General features: G+C 58.3%; 15 protein-coding genes and 1 rRNA gene. 9 read left to right on the top strand and 7 right to left on the bottom strand.

Translation table 11 applies throughout. The annotated features are described in order from the left end of the window. The first annotated feature begins 16 nt into the window (after nucleotides 1-16). The 7 genes from rrf (at nucleotide 17) to GGU46_RS17950 (ending at nucleotide 6,022) form a co-directional block, all read left to right on the top strand. Nucleotides 17-128: ribosomal RNA gene (rrf, locus tag GGU46_RS17980) — 5S ribosomal RNA — on the top strand. A 293-nt stretch (nucleotides 129-421) separates the two neighbouring features. Next, nucleotides 422-2,479, top strand: a complete 2,058-nt coding sequence (locus tag GGU46_RS17975) for a BatA domain-containing protein (protein WP_183404944.1) — start codon at nucleotides 422-424, stop codon at nucleotides 2,477-2,479. 47 nt (nucleotides 2,480-2,526) lie between these two features. Continuing rightward, the gene (locus GGU46_RS17970; protein WP_183404943.1) at nucleotides 2,527-3,048 is read left to right on the top strand and encodes a DUF4199 domain-containing protein; all 522 of its coding nucleotides are present in this window, start codon (nucleotides 2,527-2,529) and stop codon (nucleotides 3,046-3,048) included. A gap of 38 nt (nucleotides 3,049-3,086) precedes the next feature. Continuing rightward, nucleotides 3,087-3,614 (top strand): DUF4199 domain-containing protein, encoded by a 528-nt coding sequence (locus GGU46_RS17965; protein ID WP_183404942.1) that lies wholly within the window; start codon nucleotides 3,087-3,089, stop codon nucleotides 3,612-3,614. Beyond that, on the top strand, nucleotides 3,607-4,593 hold the full coding sequence (locus GGU46_RS17960; protein WP_183404941.1) for a glycosyltransferase family 2 protein: 987 nt from the start codon (nucleotides 3,607-3,609) through the stop codon (nucleotides 4,591-4,593). The genes GGU46_RS17965 and GGU46_RS17960 overlap by 8 nt, the downstream gene beginning before the upstream one ends. 56 nt (nucleotides 4,594-4,649) lie before the next feature. After that, nucleotides 4,650-5,792 carry a glycosyltransferase gene (locus GGU46_RS17955; RefSeq protein WP_183404940.1) on the top strand — a complete coding sequence of 381 codons (1,143 nt, stop codon included), beginning with the start codon at nucleotides 4,650-4,652 and terminating at the stop codon, nucleotides 5,790-5,792. Next, the gene (locus GGU46_RS17950; RefSeq protein WP_183404939.1) at nucleotides 5,792-6,022 is read left to right on the top strand and encodes a hypothetical protein; all 231 of its coding nucleotides are present in this window, start codon (nucleotides 5,792-5,794) and stop codon (nucleotides 6,020-6,022) included. Before GGU46_RS17955 ends, GGU46_RS17950 begins: the two co-directional genes overlap by 1 nt. A gap of 10 nt (nucleotides 6,023-6,032) precedes the next feature. Here GGU46_RS17950 and GGU46_RS17945 read toward each other — a convergent pair whose 3' ends face one another. Beyond that, complete coding sequence (locus GGU46_RS17945) at nucleotides 6,033-7,130, bottom strand: glycosyltransferase family 9 protein (protein WP_183404938.1); 1,098 nt, start codon at nucleotides 7,128-7,130, stop codon at nucleotides 6,033-6,035. 199 nt (nucleotides 7,131-7,329) lie between these two features. Then, nucleotides 7,330-8,694, bottom strand: coding sequence for an adenylosuccinate lyase (gene purB / locus GGU46_RS17940; RefSeq protein ID WP_183404937.1), 1,365 nt, complete (start codon nucleotides 8,692-8,694; stop codon nucleotides 7,330-7,332). 164 nt (nucleotides 8,695-8,858) lie between these two features. Here purB and GGU46_RS22500 point away from each other — a divergent pair, with 164 nt between their 5' ends. Further along, complete coding sequence (locus GGU46_RS22500) at nucleotides 8,859-11,018, top strand: transglycosylase domain-containing protein (RefSeq protein WP_183404936.1); 2,160 nt, start codon at nucleotides 8,859-8,861, stop codon at nucleotides 11,016-11,018. A 109-nt stretch (nucleotides 11,019-11,127) separates the two neighbouring features. Here GGU46_RS22500 and GGU46_RS17930 read toward each other — a convergent pair whose 3' ends face one another. From GGU46_RS17930 to hemG, 3 genes are all read right to left on the bottom strand, one after another. Continuing rightward, nucleotides 11,128-12,072: a TerC family protein gene (locus GGU46_RS17930; RefSeq protein ID WP_183404935.1), complete on the bottom strand. Its 945-nt coding sequence runs from the start codon at nucleotides 12,070-12,072 to the stop codon at nucleotides 11,128-11,130. A 66-nt stretch (nucleotides 12,073-12,138) separates the two neighbouring features. Continuing rightward, entirely contained in the window at nucleotides 12,139-12,936 is a 798-nt protein-coding gene (locus GGU46_RS17925) for a polyprenol monophosphomannose synthase (RefSeq protein WP_183404934.1), read from the bottom strand. Nucleotides 12,937-13,147: 211 nt separating this feature from the next. Further along, nucleotides 13,148-14,482: a protoporphyrinogen oxidase gene (hemG, locus tag GGU46_RS17920; RefSeq protein WP_183404933.1), complete on the bottom strand. Its 1,335-nt coding sequence runs from the start codon at nucleotides 14,480-14,482 to the stop codon at nucleotides 13,148-13,150. A 231-nt stretch (nucleotides 14,483-14,713) separates the two neighbouring features. Between hemG and GGU46_RS17915 the strand changes: the two genes are divergently transcribed. Next, nucleotides 14,714-15,235 (top strand): D-glycero-alpha-D-manno-heptose-1,7-bisphosphate 7-phosphatase, encoded by a 522-nt coding sequence (locus tag GGU46_RS17915; RefSeq protein WP_183404932.1) that lies wholly within the window; start codon nucleotides 14,714-14,716, stop codon nucleotides 15,233-15,235. Between the two features lie 67 nt (nucleotides 15,236-15,302). On the opposite strand, the gene GGU46_RS17910 is transcribed toward GGU46_RS17915, so the two are convergent. Both GGU46_RS17910 and GGU46_RS17905 read right to left on the bottom strand, forming a co-directional pair. Beyond that, nucleotides 15,303-15,452, bottom strand: coding sequence for a hypothetical protein (locus tag GGU46_RS17910; protein WP_183404931.1), 150 nt, complete (start codon nucleotides 15,450-15,452; stop codon nucleotides 15,303-15,305). A 203-nt stretch (nucleotides 15,453-15,655) separates the two neighbouring features. After that, complete coding sequence (locus GGU46_RS17905; protein WP_183404930.1) at nucleotides 15,656-15,811, bottom strand: hypothetical protein; 156 nt, start codon at nucleotides 15,809-15,811, stop codon at nucleotides 15,656-15,658. Nucleotides 15,812-15,835 lie beyond the last annotated feature (24 nt).

Genomic DNA, 15,835 nt, shown 5'->3' with positions numbered 1-15,835 from the left:
GTACTTCCCCTTTGATAATGGTGGCTTTAGCCCGGGTGTTCACCTCTTCCCATTCCGAACAGAGTCGTTAAGCCCCGGAGCGCCTATGGTACTGCTTTCACCGGCGGGAGAGTCGGTCGCCGCCAACCTTATCTGGCCCATGCCCCCCCGCGACTTCGTGCTGCGGGGGGCATGTTGCGTTTATACCTCCCCCCCAACTTCCACACCCCACACCGACCCCCGCTGCCCGCCCGGCCGCGTCAGGAGTGCCTAGCTTGGCCCTGGGATAGCTCTAGCTCGTGGGCGCTGGTGTACGATTATTCGGGTAAAGCAATTACAAATGACTTGTTATTGCTTGTTATGAGGGTAGCAATATCAGTGGGATTAGGTGCAATAGCGTAGAGGGTTTTTAAGTTTATCTTTACAGGCTTTCAACTCATCTATGGCTTTTATCTATCCTTGGTTTCTGGTTGGGCTGGCGGCTGTTGCTATTCCGATTGCCATTCATTTATTTGAGTTGCGTCGTCCACAGCGTGTCTTATTCTCCAATGTCGAGTTTATACGTGAAGTACGACTTGTAACTGCTCGGCAGCGTAGGTTAAAACATTGGCTGGTGTTGCTTTGTCGGATTGGGCTGGTGGGCTTCCTAACGTTGCTGTTCGCTCAGCCATTTATTCCCGCGCCTCAAGGGGAAGACCAGGCAGGGGTGGTGGAAGTCCTTCTCGATGACACTCCTAGCATGATGCAATTGGCCGCTCAAGCTGAAGGTTCTTTGCTGGACTACGCTGTACAGCAAGCAACAGAATTACCCTTAGCGTTTCCAACCACTACTCGCTACCTCTTATTGCCCGAATTGCGGAAGCCCCTTTCAAGTGCTGAATACCGCAATGCTGTGAATCAAATTCAAATCGATGGGCAGAAAGGAAATCTACTGGGCTTATTAGCAAGCACTCAGCAAACTAGCCAGCAAGGAAAATCTCCATTATTTATCTTTTCGGATTTTCAAAAGAAGGATTTCTCGGCCCGGGCATTTGCGGAGCTAGATACTACCCGGCAGATGTTTATGGTACCCCTAGTGGGGCAGCGGAAAGCAAACGTATTCGTGGATAGTGTTTGGGTAAATGATGCTTTCATCCGCCTTAATACAGATGTTGACCTTAATATCCGGCTCCGTAACGGAGGTACTCTGGATGTGGCCGAGTGTCAGGCCAAGCTGTTTATTGGCAAACAGCAGGTTGCGGTGTTTCGAGGGAAAGTCTTAGCGCAACAAGCAACAACTACTCGCGTGCGTGTACGGCTTGCAGAAACAGGGGTGCAAGCATGCCACGTCGAGATAGATGACTTCCCGGTTGACTTTGACAACACCTATTTTTTTACGCTGCAGCCCGCTTCGCAGATTTCAGTGGTAGAGGTTGCGGCGGACGACCAGTTAAAAAGGCTGTATGGTAATGAGCCGCTTTTTACTTATCAACAAGTAGGGCCGCAAACCACGGATTACCGCACTTTGGCGCAGGCCAATCTGATAATACTTCGCGAAGCGTCTGCTTTATCGGTGGGAATGCAGCAGAACTTGCGTAACGCCGTACAACAGGGGGCTACGCTTGTTGTAGTACCCTCTGCCCTGAATAATAACAGAGGCGAGTACGCTACGTTTTTCAGGGAGTTGGGAATAGGGCCTTTGCAATGGCTACAGCAACCAAGTGCTGGGCCGGTACTGCAGGAAGTAGCCATGCCCAGCACTCAGAATACTTTTTTTCGGGATGTATTCGCGGGAATAAATCGGCAGGCAGCCATGCCGAAGGCCGCACCGGTGTTGCGTTGGGCCCGCTCGGGGACAGAGGTCCTGCGTATGCGTGGCGGGGAGGAGTATTTAGCTGGCTTTTCTAGCGGACTAGGTACAGTGTACGTTTTTGCTGCGCCCTTCAGTGTGCCTTACTCAGATTTTACTCAGCACGCGCTGTTCGTGCCGGTCATGTACCGGCTGGCGATGTTAAGTTATCAGCAGGAACAACAACCCGCCTACCGGCTCAATCAGCAGAGTATAGCTTTGCGTTTACCTAAAGGGCTTGATGGCGAAGAAGGGGAGGCCGTTTACCGGCTTATACAGGACAGTCTTGTTTTTATTCCGGCGCAACGCCGCCAAGGCGGTGTTCTTTATCTGGATGTGCCACTTGGTATGCAAAAGCCAGGGTTCTATACTTTACAGCACAATGGCCAGACACTGGCTACGTTAGCATTTAACTTTGATAAGCACGAATCAGATTTACGTAGTTACACTGTTGCTGAGTTAAAGCAGTTGATTGGACCTAATCGGCCCAATGTGCATGTGTATGAAACAGGCGAGGGGCAGACGGTAGCCGCGCGTTACAAGGCCACCAGGGTTGGCGTGTCGTTATGGCGCTATTGCTTGTGGGGGGCACTGGCCTGTTTGCTGCTCGAAGGAATATTGCTCCGCTGGAAGCGACGTGCAGTTCCCGAAGTGGAATCCTTGGCAGCCTAGATTGAAATTAGACCTAGTATCTTGCTGCTCGTCTCAGCTTCTTGGCATTGGAACCTACTGCTGCTCCCCATCCTGTACTGCGCACCGCAGTTTTATTCGGCGTTATAACGGGCGCCCTCTGCATTGCGTGGGTGTTATTTCTGCACCTGACTGATAATAACCCTTACGGCCCGAAACGTACCTTATCAGACTTCTTTCCGCCTATTGCAGCAGTAGCCAGTCAAGTGTTGCTGCGGCGCTATTACGCAGGTGGTCCGGGTTTGTGGAAATCGATAGGGGTAGGGTTACTAACCACACTGATAGGAGCGGGGATAGCAGCTGCCGGTATGTACACTTTTGCTCGCCTGACCGATGCCCGGCTGATTGAGCAGCATTTGGTGGAGGCACGTCACTTGCTGGAAAATGCCAAAGCATTATACCTCAAGCAGCCCAATGGAGCGCAGCAATATGCGGCTACTTTGCAAGGGCTTGCGCGTACGCCGGCTGCCTTTGCGCAGGATGAATTCATGAAAAAAATCATTTTTGGCTTATTACTAAGCATTCCGGGCGGCGTGTTTTTGCGGAAATAATTTACCTTCCGCCGTCAACCAATCTAACCGCCTGCCTCATGGAAAATACATCTACTCCTGCTGTCACCCCCACCGCTGTTGGTATTCGTTTTGGTCTAATAACGGGGGTAGCACTAACGGTTCTGTCTTTTATTCAGCTAGCCTTCATTAGCGACCCGGAAACTCCGTTCCGTTGGCTGGGGGCGCTGGTGGGTATCGCCGGCATTGTACTAGCGCACAAGAGTTTTAAACAACTGAACCGCGGCTTCATGTCGTATGGGCAAGGGCTAGGAATCGGAACCATCCTATCGGCGGTAGCCGGTGCGGTTAGCAGCCTGTTCAGCTACATCTATATCAACTTTATTGACCCCGACTACATGAGCCGGGTAATGGAAATTACCCGCACCCGCATGGAGGACAAGGGTATGGACGACGCGCAAATTGACCAAGCCATGGCCTGGGCTGAGAAGTTCAGCAGTGGCCCCATCACCATTGTGTTTGGCCTTTTGATGAGCGTGTTCATGGGTTTCCTGGTTTCCCTTATTATCTCCGCTTTCACCAAAAACGCCCGTCCTGAGTTTGAGTAAGCGTCTTTCGCAGCATTTCCCGGTTGAGCTGTCCATTGTAATTCCCTTGCTCAACGAGGCTGAATCATTGCCAGAGCTTACGCGCTGGATTAATCGGGTACTGAGCCAGCATGGGCTCACCTACGAGGTACTGCTCATCGACGATGGCTCGACGGATAACTCGTGGGAAGTAATTGAAGAGCTAGCGGCCAACGACGTGCACCTGCGCGGCATTCGCTTTAACCGCAACTATGGTAAATCGGCCGCCCTGAACGTGGGCTTCCGCGAAACGACCGGCCGGGTAGTGTGCACCATGGACGCCGATTTGCAGGACTCGCCGGAAGAGCTACCGGACCTGTACCGCATGATTACCCAGCAAGGGTATGATTTGGTGAGCGGCTGGAAAAAGAAACGCTTCGACCCACTGAGCAAGACTATTCCCACCAAGCTGTTCAACGGCGTCACGCGCTGGATTTCCGGCATTCAGCTTCACGATTTCAACTGCGGCCTGAAGGCCTACGACAGCCGGGTGGTGAAAAGCGTGGAAGTGTACGGCGAGATGCACCGCTACATCCCGGTTATTGCCAAATGGGCTGGTTTTCGGAAAATCGGCGAGAAGGTGGTGCAGCACCAGGAGCGCAAGTACGGCACCACCAAGTTCGGGCTGGAGCGGTTCGTGTACGGCTTTCTGGATTTGATGAGCATCACGTTCGTGAGCCGCTTCCGGCGCCGGCCCATGCACTTCTTCGGCACACTAGGTTCCTTGTCGTTTCTGGTGGGCATGCTCATTACGCTGTGGCTGGTAGGGGAGAAAGTGTGGCTGGCTAACCACAACCTGCACGCCCGCGACGTAACGGCGCAGCCGCTGTTTTTCCTGGCCCTGGTGGCCGTAATAGTAGGCGTGCAGCTGTTTCTGGCTGGGTTCCTGGCCGAAATGGTGCAACTAAACGGCTCCCAGCGCAACGATTACTTGGTGCGGGAGAAGCTCAATCTAAAATAAAATACCGTAGGCTGCCGCCGGGCTTTCACTAGTCTGGCGGTTTACTTTTCTGGTCGATGAAGGTCGTGATTATCGGGCCGGCCTACCCCCTGCGGGGCGGCTTGGCCACCTACAACGAGCGGCTGGCCCGGGCTTTCCGCGAGGTCGGCGACGAGGTACGGCTAGTGACGTTTTCTCTGCAGTACCCCAACTTCCTGTTTCCCGGCCAGACGCAGTTCAGTACCGAGCCGGGACCTGATGATCTGGATATTGAAGTTAGCCTGAACTCAGTGAATCCGCTGAGCTGGTACGCCGTGGGTAACCGGCTGCGGCGGGAGCGGCCGGATCTGGTAATTTTTCGGTTCTGGTTGCCCTTCATGGGGCCGGCCCTGGGTACGGTGGCGCGCCTTGTGCGCCGCAACCGCCACACCCGCGTGGTGGCCATCACCGACAACGTCATTCCGCACGAGAAGCGCCCCGGCGACCGGCCCCTGACGCGCTACTTTCTCTCGGCCTGCCACGGCTTCGTGACCATGAGCCGTGCCGTACTGGCGGATCTGCGGCGCCTGCATTTCCGGCAGCCGGCCCTGTACCGCCCCCACCCGCTCTACGACAACTTTGGCCCACTGAAGTCCAAAGCAGAAGCCTTGCAAGCCCTCGGCCTCGACCCGCAGTTCGGATACCTGTTGTTCTTTGGGTTTATCCGCGCGTACAAAGGGCTGGACATTCTGCTGGAAGCCTTTGCCGATGAGCGGTTGGCGCAACTGCCGGTCAAGCTCATCATTGCTGGCGAGTTTTATGAAGACGCCGCGCCCTACGAGGCCCTAATCCGGCAGCATAAGCTGGAAAACCGCTTGGTGCGGGCCACCGACTTTATCCCCAACGAGAAGGTAGTAGATTACTTCTGCGCCGCCGATATAGTAGTGCAGCCTTACAAGAACGCCACCCAGAGCGGTGTATCGCAGATTGCCTACCACTTTGGCCGGCCCATGCTGGTCACCGACGTAGGCGGCCTGGCCGAGCTGATTCCGAACGGGGAGGTAGGGTACGTGGTGCCGCCTACCCCCCAAGTCATTGCCGATGCGCTGGTTGATTTTTACGCCCAGGAGCGGGAGCAGGAATTCACGGCAGGCGTGTGGGCCAAGAAGAAGGAATTTTCCTGGGAAGAAATGGTGAAGGCCCTGAAGGAAGTGGCCCAGATAAACGAATCGGCTACCTGATGCGCACAGCTTCATCTTATCACATCAGCATTGGAAGCCCCGTCGATTACGAGGAGCTTGTCGCCTACGTCGTTATTAGAGGGCAGCACGTTGCCCTATTGAATCAGGACAGGGGGGCAGATGATATCAGAGTAGAATTTCTGGAAGAGAGCAAAATTGGCAGTGGAGTGGAATTCGATACGCTGATTGAAGCGTTGCAGGCTGCCAAAAAGATTCTGCTGAACAAATAGCGGTACTCTGCTACACCGGCACGCTACCCCGCACGGCGGCGAAAACCTTCTCGGCCGGCAACTCCTCCATGCAGCTGGTCCCTTGCTTGCAGGAGCCTCGGTAGAAGCACACGCATTCCCGGTCGGGCTGCACCAGCTGGCCCCGGCCGTAAAGGTCGAATTCATAGGGATTAAAGATGTTGTTCATCAGAATGGTCGGCTTGCGCAGGGCAATGCTGATGTGCATGGCCATGGTTACCTGCGTCACGATGCCGTCCATCTGGTGCATGAGGTTGATGAACTGCTGCAGCGGAAACGTGCCCAGGTAAGCCGCGCCGGTAGTGGCGTGCAGGCGGCGGTTGCGCTCATCCTCGGCCTCGCCGCCCAGCAGCACGGGCGCGTAGCCGGCGCTTTGGAGCTGGCGGATGAGGGCTTCCCATTTCTCGTCGGACCACAGGCGCGTCGTCCATCGGTCGCCGCAGCCGGTGTTCAACCCGATTCGGGGGCGGCGCTGGGGTAGGGCGCTCCAGTCGTAGCCCTTGTCCTGGTGGGTGTCGAACACATATTCCTCGCCCCGGAACTCGAAGCCGCTCAACTCGAAGATTTCTTGTACGTAGGGCTTCTGGTTTTGCAGGCTCAGCTCATCGAACACGCCCGTAAGGTACTTGTGCTCAGCCAGCGCGTTGCCGGGCCAGGCTACCCCATACTGCGGGTGCAAGGTGTAGCCGAACTTTTGGGTGGCCCGGATGGAGTCGTGGAGGGCGCAGGCTTCCTTGTCTTTGTCGAGGTTGAAAAGCAAATCGAACTCCCGCTGCTGCAGGTGGAGCACGGCGGGCAGCTCCAGCTTTAGCACCTCCTCGATTTCGCCCTGGGGCAGAATGGCGGGCGTGAGCGTGAGCCACGTAATTTTGCTGGCTGGGTACTCCTGGCGCAGCCGCCGCAGCAGGGGCGTGGTCCGAATCACGTCGCCGATGGCCCCGAGCTTGATGATGAGGATGCGCTGCTGCACGGGCGCGTACACGGGGCAGCCGGCGCACTGGTAGCCGTGTTCCTTGTTCGGACGGCAGGGAATATCACCGCGAAAATGGCGGCAGTCGGGGTGAACGGTGATGCCGTGAAGTGAGGCCATGCGGGGTAAATGATAAGCGGCAAAAGTAGGAAGTAGCCCCCACAAAAAGGCCCTCGCACCGGGTGCGAAGGCCTTGTATTGCCTCCAGAGCGAAGGCGCCCCCGGTCCTGAGTGCAAAAAGCCACCCGGGACGCTGGTTTACGCGCTGGCCGAGGCAGTGGTGACGTGCGGCTTACGGGAGAAGAAAGCGGCGGAAAAGCTAAATGCCCGTGTAATTGCTGGGCGTAATGGCACGCAACTCGCCTTTCACCTGGTCGCTTACCTCCAGGGTATCAATAAACGCGCTGATGGTTTCCTCCGTGATGGGGCCGTGGGTGCGGGTCAGGGCCTTGAGGGCATTGTAGGGGTCGGGGTAGTTTTCGCGGCGCAGAATGGTTTGCAGCGCCTCGGCCACTACCGGCCAGTTGTCGTCCAGGTCGCGGCGGAGGGCGGCCTCGTCGAGGGCCAGCTTGTCAAGGCCGCGCTGCAGGGCCGTGAGGGCAATAAGCGTATGGCCCAGCGGCACCCCCAGGTTGCGCAGCACCGTGGAGTCGGTGAGGTCGCGCTGGAGGCGGCTGATGGGCAGTTTGGCGGCTAAGTGCTCCAGCACAGCGTTGGCCAGGCCGAGGTTGCCCTCGGCGTTTTCAAAATCGATGGGGTTTACCTTGTGGGGCATGGCCGAGGAGCCCACTTCGCCCTCCTTGATGGTCTGGCGGAAATAGCCCAGCGAAATGTACTGCCACACGTCCCGGGCCAAATCAATGAGAATGGTATTGAGGCGCTTCAGCCCGTCGCAGAGGGCCGCCAGATGGTCGTAGTGCTCAATCTGGGTGGTGGGGTAGCTGCGCTTGAGGCCCAGGCGCCCTTCCACAAACTGCTTGGCGAAGCTGTGCCAGTTAACTTCGGGGTAGGCCACGTGGTGGGCGTTGAAGTTGCCGGTAGCGCCCCCGAACTTGGCCCCGAACGGCACCTGCCCCAGCAGCTCCACCTGGGCATCGAGGCGGGCCACAAACACCTGAATTTCCTTGCCCAGGCGGGTTGGGGAGGCCGGCTGCCCGTGGGTACGGGCCAGCATAGGTACCGTGGCCCACTCGGTGGCGCGGGTAGCCAGCTTATTGCGCACCTTGGCGTAGGCCGGCAGCAGCGTATGAATCAGGGCGTGCTGGAGGCTGAGCGGAATGGCCGTGTTGTTGATGTCCTGGGAGGTCAGGCCGAAGTGAATAAACTCCAGGTACTGGTCCAGCCCGCGGGCCGCGAACTGGTCGCGCAGAAAGTATTCCACGGCCTTCACGTCGTGGTTAGTAACTTTTTCGTGGGCTTTTACAGCTTCGGCATCCTGATCAGAAAAGCCGGTATAGATGCTGCGTAGTCCTTCCAGGGTGGCCGGGTCAATGCCTTGTAGTTGGGGCAGGGGTAGCTCGCAGAGGGAAATAAAGTATTCTACTTCCACCAGCACGCGGTAGCGGATAAGCGCCAGCTCCGAGAAATACGGGGACAGCGGGGCCACCTGGCGGCGGTAGCGCCCATCGAGGGGCGAAACGGCGGTGAGGGGCGTAAGCGAAGCGTAGTCGACAGGTGCAGACATGCGTAGAAGAGAAAAAAGCCAGAACAAGCCAAAGGTAGCGGAAGCCAGCCCGCAGGCCAATCGGGGCGCGGGCCTTTTTCGCTACCTTTGTTGTCCGAGCGGCGGCGGGTTCGGCACGAATCTGGCAGGCCCGGCCGCGACTTCCTTTCTCCCGACCTGTTCGCGTGACTTCAGCAACCAAGAAAAAAATCGGCATCGGCCTGGGCGTCCTGGCGGCGCTTCTGCTCCTGGGCCTGGGCATCTTCCTGTTTAAGCGGCAGCAGCTGCTGGAGTTTGCCCTGCAAAAGGTGAAAGCCAAGGTAGAAGGCAAGTACCCCGTGGTACTGACTTTGGGCCCGGCCCGCTTCACGGACCTGAACACCGTACAGCTCGATGGGGTAAGCATGGTGCCCACCGCTACCCCCGATACCCTGCTCCGAGCCCAGGTAGTGCGGGCTTCCCTGAGCGTGCGCAGCCTGTTTGCGGGCCGGCCGGTGTTCAGCAACCTCGAAATCAGCAACGCCCGCCTCACGGCCCGCCAAACCCGCTCCGGCCAGGACAACTATTCTTTTCTCTACAAAAAGAAGAAAAACCAGCCCGCCGTACCGCGCGATACCGCCAACGGCACCAACTACGGCTTGCTGGCCAACCAGCTGCTGGAAGCTACTTTCGACAATATCCCCGAAGAAGCGGACTTCCAGAACTTCCTGGTTACTTACCGCAGCCCCCGCCACGAAGCTACCCTTACCATGCCCCGCCTAGCCATTGAGGATGGCGACATTACCGGGCAGCTCACGGCCGTTATCGACTCGGTAGAAAACCGGGTGGGCGTGCAGGGCCGCATTGATGCCGGCGACTATGAGGTAGATGCCCACATCTTCGGGCTGGACCGGCGGCCGGTGGTGCTGCCCTACGTGCAGCGCCGCTACGGGGCCCGCGTGCAGTTTGACACCGTGCGCGTGAGCCTGACCGACAAGGATGTGAGCGGGGAAGATGAGCTGACGGTACGCGGCACGGCCTCGGCCGCCAACTTTATTGTGAACCACCCCAAGCTCTCCGACAGCGACGTGCGCTTCCCGCGCGGCGGTATTGATTTCGTGATGAAGCTGGGCCAGGCCTCGTTTGCCTTGGAGAAAGGTACGCGGGTGCTGCTCAACAAGATGGAGCTGTTCCCGGAACTGAGCGTGCGCCGCCTGCCGGTGCCCCAGCGCGTCATCGGCAAGGAAATTAATGGCCTGACCAGCCGCAGCCAGCTGCTGGCGGGTGTGCAAGTGAAGCTGAAGGTAGAGTCGGCCGAGACGCAGGCCAACGACTTCTTCGCCTCCCTCCCCGAGGGTATGTTTGAAACCCTGGAGGGCACCCAGGCCGAAGGCACCTTGAAGTACCGCCTCATGGCCGACCTGGACATGAATAAGCTGGACAGCCTGAAGTTTGACTCCGGGCTGCAGGCCACCAAGTTCCGCGTGACGCGCTTCGGCCGGGAAAGCCTGGACAAGCTCAACCAGGAGTTTCCCTACACGGCCTACAACGACAAGGGCGACTCGGTAAAGACGTTTATGGTGGGGGCTTCCAACCCCGAGTTTACCCCCTACAACGAGGTGCCCGACTACCTGAAATACGCCATCATGACAGCCGAGGATCCGCGCTTCATGACCCACCGCGGCTTCATGGAAAAGGCGCTGGTGAAGTCGGCCATCCACGATATCAAGGAGCGGCGCTTTGCCCGGGGCGGCAGCACCATCAGCATGCAGCTGGTGAAAAACGTGTTTCTGACTCGCAAAAAAACCTTGGTGCGCAAGGCCGAAGAAGCCCTGATTGTGTGGATTATTGAGAATACGCGCCTAGCCAGCAAGGAGCGGATGCTGGAAGTGTACCTCAACATCATTGAGTGGGGCCCGAAGATTTACGGCGTGCATGAGGCAGCCGAGTTCTACTTCGACAAGCATCCGTCTAACCTTAACCTATCGGAAAGCCTGTTTCTGGCCAGCATTATCCCGCGGCCCAAGTCGTACCGGGCGGGCTTCAACCAGTACGGCGAAATGCGCGGCTCGGCCCGCTACTTCCACCGCCTGATTGCGCAGCTGATGGCCCGCAAAGGCTATATCTCGCAGAATGAGTACGAGAGCCTGGGCAACTCGGTGAATTTCCAGGGGCCGGCCCGCCAGTTTATTGTGCGCGCCACCCGCGACACAGTGCGCACAACAGTTGCCGCCGATTCCTCGCAGTACGAGCCTCTGAACCTGATTGATCTGCTGGGCGGCGACACGGCCCCCGACGCAGGCGTAAATACCGGTCAGGAAGTTCCGCCCGCCGGGCAGCCCGCTACCCCGCCCGCTAGGCCGTGAGTCTGGCACGATACACAAAAAAGCCCGCGGCTGCAGTCAGCCGTGGGCTTTTGCTGTTCTGTAGCACATAACTTAGCCAGAACCCTACCCCCTAAGCGGCAGGTAAAGCCTACGACTCCTCGGTGGGCAGCGGTGTCTGCTCTCTTTTCGGAAAGAGCAGTGACAAGCCAATCGAGCCCCCCAGAATCAGCCCGACCACGCCCAGGGAAATGCCCATTGGGATGTGCGCAATATCCGCCACCAGCAGCTTGCCCCCAATAAATACCAGAATAAGCGAGAGGCCGTAGTGCAGGTAGTGAAACAGGCGCATCAGGCCTTCGAGCGCGAAATAAAGCGCCCGCAGGCCCAGCAGGGCAAATACGTTGCTGGTGTACACGATAAAGGTGTCGCGCGAAATGGCCAGAATAGCCGGAATGGAATCGGCGGCAAAGACCACGTCGGTGGTTTCTACCATTACCAGCACCACCAGCAGGGGGGTAGCAAAAAGGGTCCCGTTCTGGCGCACAAAGAACTTGCCCTCGTGCAGGCGGTTGGTAATGGGCAGGTGGCGGCTCAGGAACTTGACCACCGGGTTGTTGTCGGGGTCGATTTCCGGCTCGCCGCCGCTGGTAGCCATTTTCACGCCCGTGTACACCAGGAAAGCGCCCAGCACATACAGCAGGAAGTGAAACTTGGCCAGCAGCGCCGCGCCCGCCAGAATAAACACCGCCCGCAGCACTAGCGCGCCAATAATGCCCCAGAACAGAATCTTGTGCTGGTACTGCTGCGGAACCTTGAAGTAGCTGAAGATGAGCAGAAAGACAAACAAGTTATCCACGCTCAGGGACTTCTCGATGAGGTAGCCCGTCAGGAACTCCAGGGCGGCCTGCTGCCCCATCCAGCGGTACACCAGGTAATTAAAGCCCAGGGAAAGCAGAATCCAGAAGGCGCTCCAGCCCAGGGCCTCCCGCATGCGCACGACGTGGGCCTTGCGGTTGAACACAAGCAAATCAAGCAGTAGCAGGGCCAGCACAAAGGCGTTGAAGCCAACCCAGAAGAGCGGAGTAGTTTCCATGGGCGGTAAGATACGCGACCAGCACCATATGCCGCTGCCAGGTACCCAAGCCGTACCCGAGGTAGCTTACCGGGTTTTGGGAGCCGAGGTTGCGGGTACTGCGGCCCGGGTTGCGGCCTCGCGCTGGGGCGCTACCCGCTCGAAGCGTCGAAACCAGCTGCTGATCTTCATCTGAACTACTCCAAACAGGGCTTCCTTGAAAATACCCTTGCTCATTTTGGACGCGCCCCGGGTGCGGTCTGTGAAAATGATGGGCACTTCTTTCAGGCGGAAGCCGTACTTGTACGCCAGCCACTTCATCTCAATCTGGAAGGCGTAGCCCACAAACTTGATCTGGTCGAGGGGGATGGTGCGCAGCACCTGGGCCGTGTAGCACTTAAAGCCAGCGGTGGCATCCATGATGGGCATGCGGGTAATCAGGCGCACGTAGGCCGAGGCAAAATACGACATCAGCACCCGGTCCATGGGCCAGTTCACCACGTTCACCCCCTGAATGTAGCGCGAGCCGATGGCCAGATCGTAGCCCTGGTGGGCGCAGGCATCGTAGAGGCGGATCAGGTCGTCGGGGTTGTGGGAGAAGTCGGCGTCCATCTCAAAGATGTACTCGTAGCCGCGCGCCAGCGCCCAGCGGAAGCCATGAATATAGGCTGTACCCAGGCCCAGCTTACCCGTGCGCTCCTCCAGAAACAGCCGGCCCTCAAACTCGGGCAACAGGCCGCGCACAATCTCGGCCGTACCATCCGGCGAGCCGTCGTCGATGATGAGCACATCGAAGGGTTGGGGCAATGAAAAGACCTTACGGATAATCAGCTCCGCATTCTCACGCTCGTTGTAGGTCGGTATCAGGACAAGCCCGTTATTCATTGCCGTAAAGGTAGAAGTTTGTTTGGTGTGCCGTAGTGGATAAATAGGCCATGGCGCGCAAACTTCGGGTGGTAGCTACAGATGCAAAAGTATAGCCTCAGGTTGCCTGTCAGCTAGTGTTCTTAAACGAACAGACAAGACAGAAGCATAAGTTCTTGCTCTGAAAGAGAGTAGTGGTAACTGCTAAAACTGTTTGCGGAACGCCGGGACCTTAACCTGCTGCCAGGGTGGCGGCCAGGCTGCGGGCGTGGCGCACACAATCCGGTACGCCTACGCCCGCCCGCCAGTTGGCCGTAACGTGCAGGCCCTGCGGGGCCAGGGCATCGGCGGCGGCGTGGGCGGGCCCAATGCGGGCATCAAACTGCGGAATGGCCCGCTCCCAGTAGTAGCGGTACTGCCACAGGGGCTGCGCGCCGGCGGCTACCCCGTAGAAGCGGCTGAGCTCCTGGTGCACGGCGGCTTTCTGCTCCGCCTCGGGCTGGCGGGCCTGGGCCTCGTACTGGCTACCCCCCACGAAGGTGGTAAACAGCACTTGTCCGGCCGGCGCCCGCCCGGGAAAGATGGAGCTGGTCCAGATGCTGCCGGCGGCGTAGGGCTGCTCTACTTTGGGGTGCAGGGCCCCGAAGCCGTCCAGGGGGTGCTGCACGTCGGCGCGCTGGTAGGCCGTGTACACGGCCGTCATGGGCGGGTAGTACACCTGAGCGAGGGCCGCGGCGGCTTCAGGAAACTGCTCCTGCAGCAGCGCGGCGGCTGTGTAAGCCGGCAAGGCCAGCACTACCTGCTGGTAGAGGCGGGGGGCCGGGCCGGCGGTGGTTTCCAGCTCCCACAGGCCATCATCCTCGCGGCGGTGGAGCAGGGTAGCGGCCTGCCCGAAATGGGCCCGGCGCAGCTTGCGCGCCAGCGTATCGGTAAGCGTCTGCAGGCCTTCGCGCAGGGTAAAGATGCGCCGCCGACCTCCAGGGGCACCTTTGCTTTTCATGAGGCCCCGCACTACCGAGCCGTGCTGCTGCTCCAGGGCCGCCAGCTGCGGGAAGGTTTTGTGCAGGAGCAGCTGCTCCGGGTCGCCGGCATAGATGCCCGAAATGAACGGGTTCAGGGCATAGTCCACCACCTCAGGCCCGAAGCGGCGGCGGAAGAAGTGGGCCAGGGTTTCCTGTGGGTTGGGGGGTAGGGCCGGGCGGGTCAGCTCCCGCAGAACGCTAAACCGGGCTTTCAGACTGAAGAAAGAGCTGGTAAGCAAGGCGGGCGGGGAAGAAGGGAGCTTTTGGTAGCGGCCCGCCCGGAGTACGTAGCGGTTTTGGCTCACGGCCGCCGCGTCCTGAATCTGCGGAGTCAGGCCCAGGCCCTCGAGCAGCTCCCGCAGCTCGTCGGAAAGCTGCAGGGAGTTGGGGCCGGTTTCCAGCAGGTAGGGGCCCTGCTGCTCGGAGCGAATGGTACCGCCGGGGCGCGGTGCGGCTTCAAACAAATCGTAGTCGAGGCCGGCGCGCTGCAGGTACCAAGCCAGCGTAAGGCCCGAAATGCCGCCGCCCAGTATTGCAATGGCCATGGGGTGTGGTGGGTGAGGAAGTGAGAAGGTAACTAGTGAATCGTGACGAGCGACAGGTGAAGAGTGATAGGCAACTGATGTGGATAGCAGGAATCGGGCGCAAAGATAACAGGTTGGGGTAGGGCCTTACCTTTGCCGGGTTGAGGTTATTTCCGCTCATCATTCATCTTATCACCGCTTGCTCCATTCCCATTCACCTGTCACGATTCACCTTCTCACCCAAAATCACCAATGAACAAAGCCGTATTTCTGGACCGCGACGGGGTATTAAATGAAGAAATCGGGCACTACGTCTGGGAGCTGGAAGAATTTGTGGTGCTGCCCGGTGTAGCTGAAAGCCTGGCCCGGCTGAAGCAGGCGGGCTACTACCTTATTGTAGTAACCAACCAGGCGGGCATTGCCAAAGGGCTGTACTCGGCGGCCGAGGTGCAGGCCTGCCACCAGAAGCTGCAGCAAGCCACCGGCCATCTGCTGGATGCGCTGTACTTCGCCCCGGCTCACCCGAGCGTATCGGAGTCATTGGCGCGCAAGCCCGGTTCTCTCATGCTGGAAAAAGCTATAGCCCGCTTTCAGCTTGACCCGGCCCAGTGCTGGATAGTAGGCGACCGGCTGCGCGACATGCAGGCCGGGGCCGGGGTAGGGGTGCGGGGCATTCTGGTGGGCCCCGCCGAGCCGACCGCCTACCTTCCCCGCGTAGCCGATTTGCGGGCCGCTACGGACCTGATGCTGGCCGATTCTGTACAGACCACGTGAAAAAGAGCCGGGCCTTTTCCGAATACTCGGAAGAGGCCCGGCTCTTGCAGCTACAGGCTGGCACCGGCTACTGATGCGCCGACTCTTGCGCCGTGCTGGCCATAGCTGGCGCGGCTACCTGTGTGTCGGGCTTGGTAGCAGAGTAGGCCGGGCACTTCGTCCGACAGGAAGCTGTACCACCCAGGGCAATAATACCCAACAGAAGTAGTTTCTTCATGTTAAAATACAATTATTTGGATTGAGAAAGCTCCTTCAAGTCACTCAACAGCAGCGCTTTCTACGGAGTAACGATAAGGCAACATGGAAATTGTCCGGTTCGTTCTAAATAATTATTTATCAGATAAATACAAAAGCGACTTTCCTAAGGCAGGAAAGTCGCTTTCACGCATAAAGACTAGGATGGGCGCAGCCCGGCGGGTACTACTGGCGCTCGGCGGCAGCGGAGTGCTGAGCCGTGATGGTAGAAGAAATCCGGGAAGCATCCTTCGTGCTGCTGTAGGCCGGGCACTGGGACTTTTTGTTGCAGGAGCCGAGACCAAGGCCAATCAGGCCAACAAAGAGTAGTACTTTTTTCATGAGAGAAGAAGATATAGTGGGCAT

This window comes from Hymenobacter latericoloratus, assembly GCF_014199535.1.
GTDB classification, from domain to species: Bacteria; Bacteroidota; Bacteroidia; order Cytophagales; family Hymenobacteraceae; genus Hymenobacter; species Hymenobacter latericoloratus.
This window is presented reverse-complemented; position numbering and strand designations above follow the sequence as displayed.

What these genes read in the sequence shown, in the direction of transcription:
- GGU46_RS17975 (WP_183404944.1), top strand. Translation starts at nt 422, where the DNA reads ATGGCTTTTATCTATCCTTGGTTTCTGGTTGGGCTGGCGGCTGTTGCT.
- GGU46_RS17965 (WP_183404942.1), top strand. Translation starts at nt 3,087, where the DNA reads ATGGAAAATACATCTACTCCTGCTGTCACCCCCACCGCTGTTGGTATT.
- GGU46_RS17955 (WP_183404940.1), top strand. Translation starts at nt 4,650, where the DNA reads ATGAAGGTCGTGATTATCGGGCCGGCCTACCCCCTGCGGGGCGGCTTG.
- GGU46_RS17950 (WP_183404939.1), top strand. Translation starts at nt 5,792, where the DNA reads ATGCGCACAGCTTCATCTTATCACATCAGCATTGGAAGCCCCGTCGAT.
- GGU46_RS17945 (WP_183404938.1), bottom strand. Translation starts at nt 7,130, where the DNA reads ATGGCCTCACTTCACGGCATCACCGTTCACCCCGACTGCCGCCATTTT.
- purB (WP_183404937.1), bottom strand. Translation starts at nt 8,694, where the DNA reads ATGTCTGCACCTGTCGACTACGCTTCGCTTACGCCCCTCACCGCCGTT.
- GGU46_RS17930 (WP_183404935.1), bottom strand. Translation starts at nt 12,072, where the DNA reads ATGGAAACTACTCCGCTCTTCTGGGTTGGCTTCAACGCCTTTGTGCTG.
- GGU46_RS17925 (WP_183404934.1), bottom strand. Translation starts at nt 12,936, where the DNA reads ATGAATAACGGGCTTGTCCTGATACCGACCTACAACGAGCGTGAGAAT.
- hemG (WP_183404933.1), bottom strand. Translation starts at nt 14,482, where the DNA reads ATGGCCATTGCAATACTGGGCGGCGGCATTTCGGGCCTTACGCTGGCT.
- GGU46_RS17915 (WP_183404932.1), top strand. Translation starts at nt 14,714, where the DNA reads ATGAACAAAGCCGTATTTCTGGACCGCGACGGGGTATTAAATGAAGAA.
- GGU46_RS17910 (WP_183404931.1), bottom strand. Translation starts at nt 15,452, where the DNA reads ATGAAGAAACTACTTCTGTTGGGTATTATTGCCCTGGGTGGTACAGCT.
- GGU46_RS17905 (WP_183404930.1), bottom strand. Translation starts at nt 15,811, where the DNA reads ATGAAAAAAGTACTACTCTTTGTTGGCCTGATTGGCCTTGGTCTCGGC.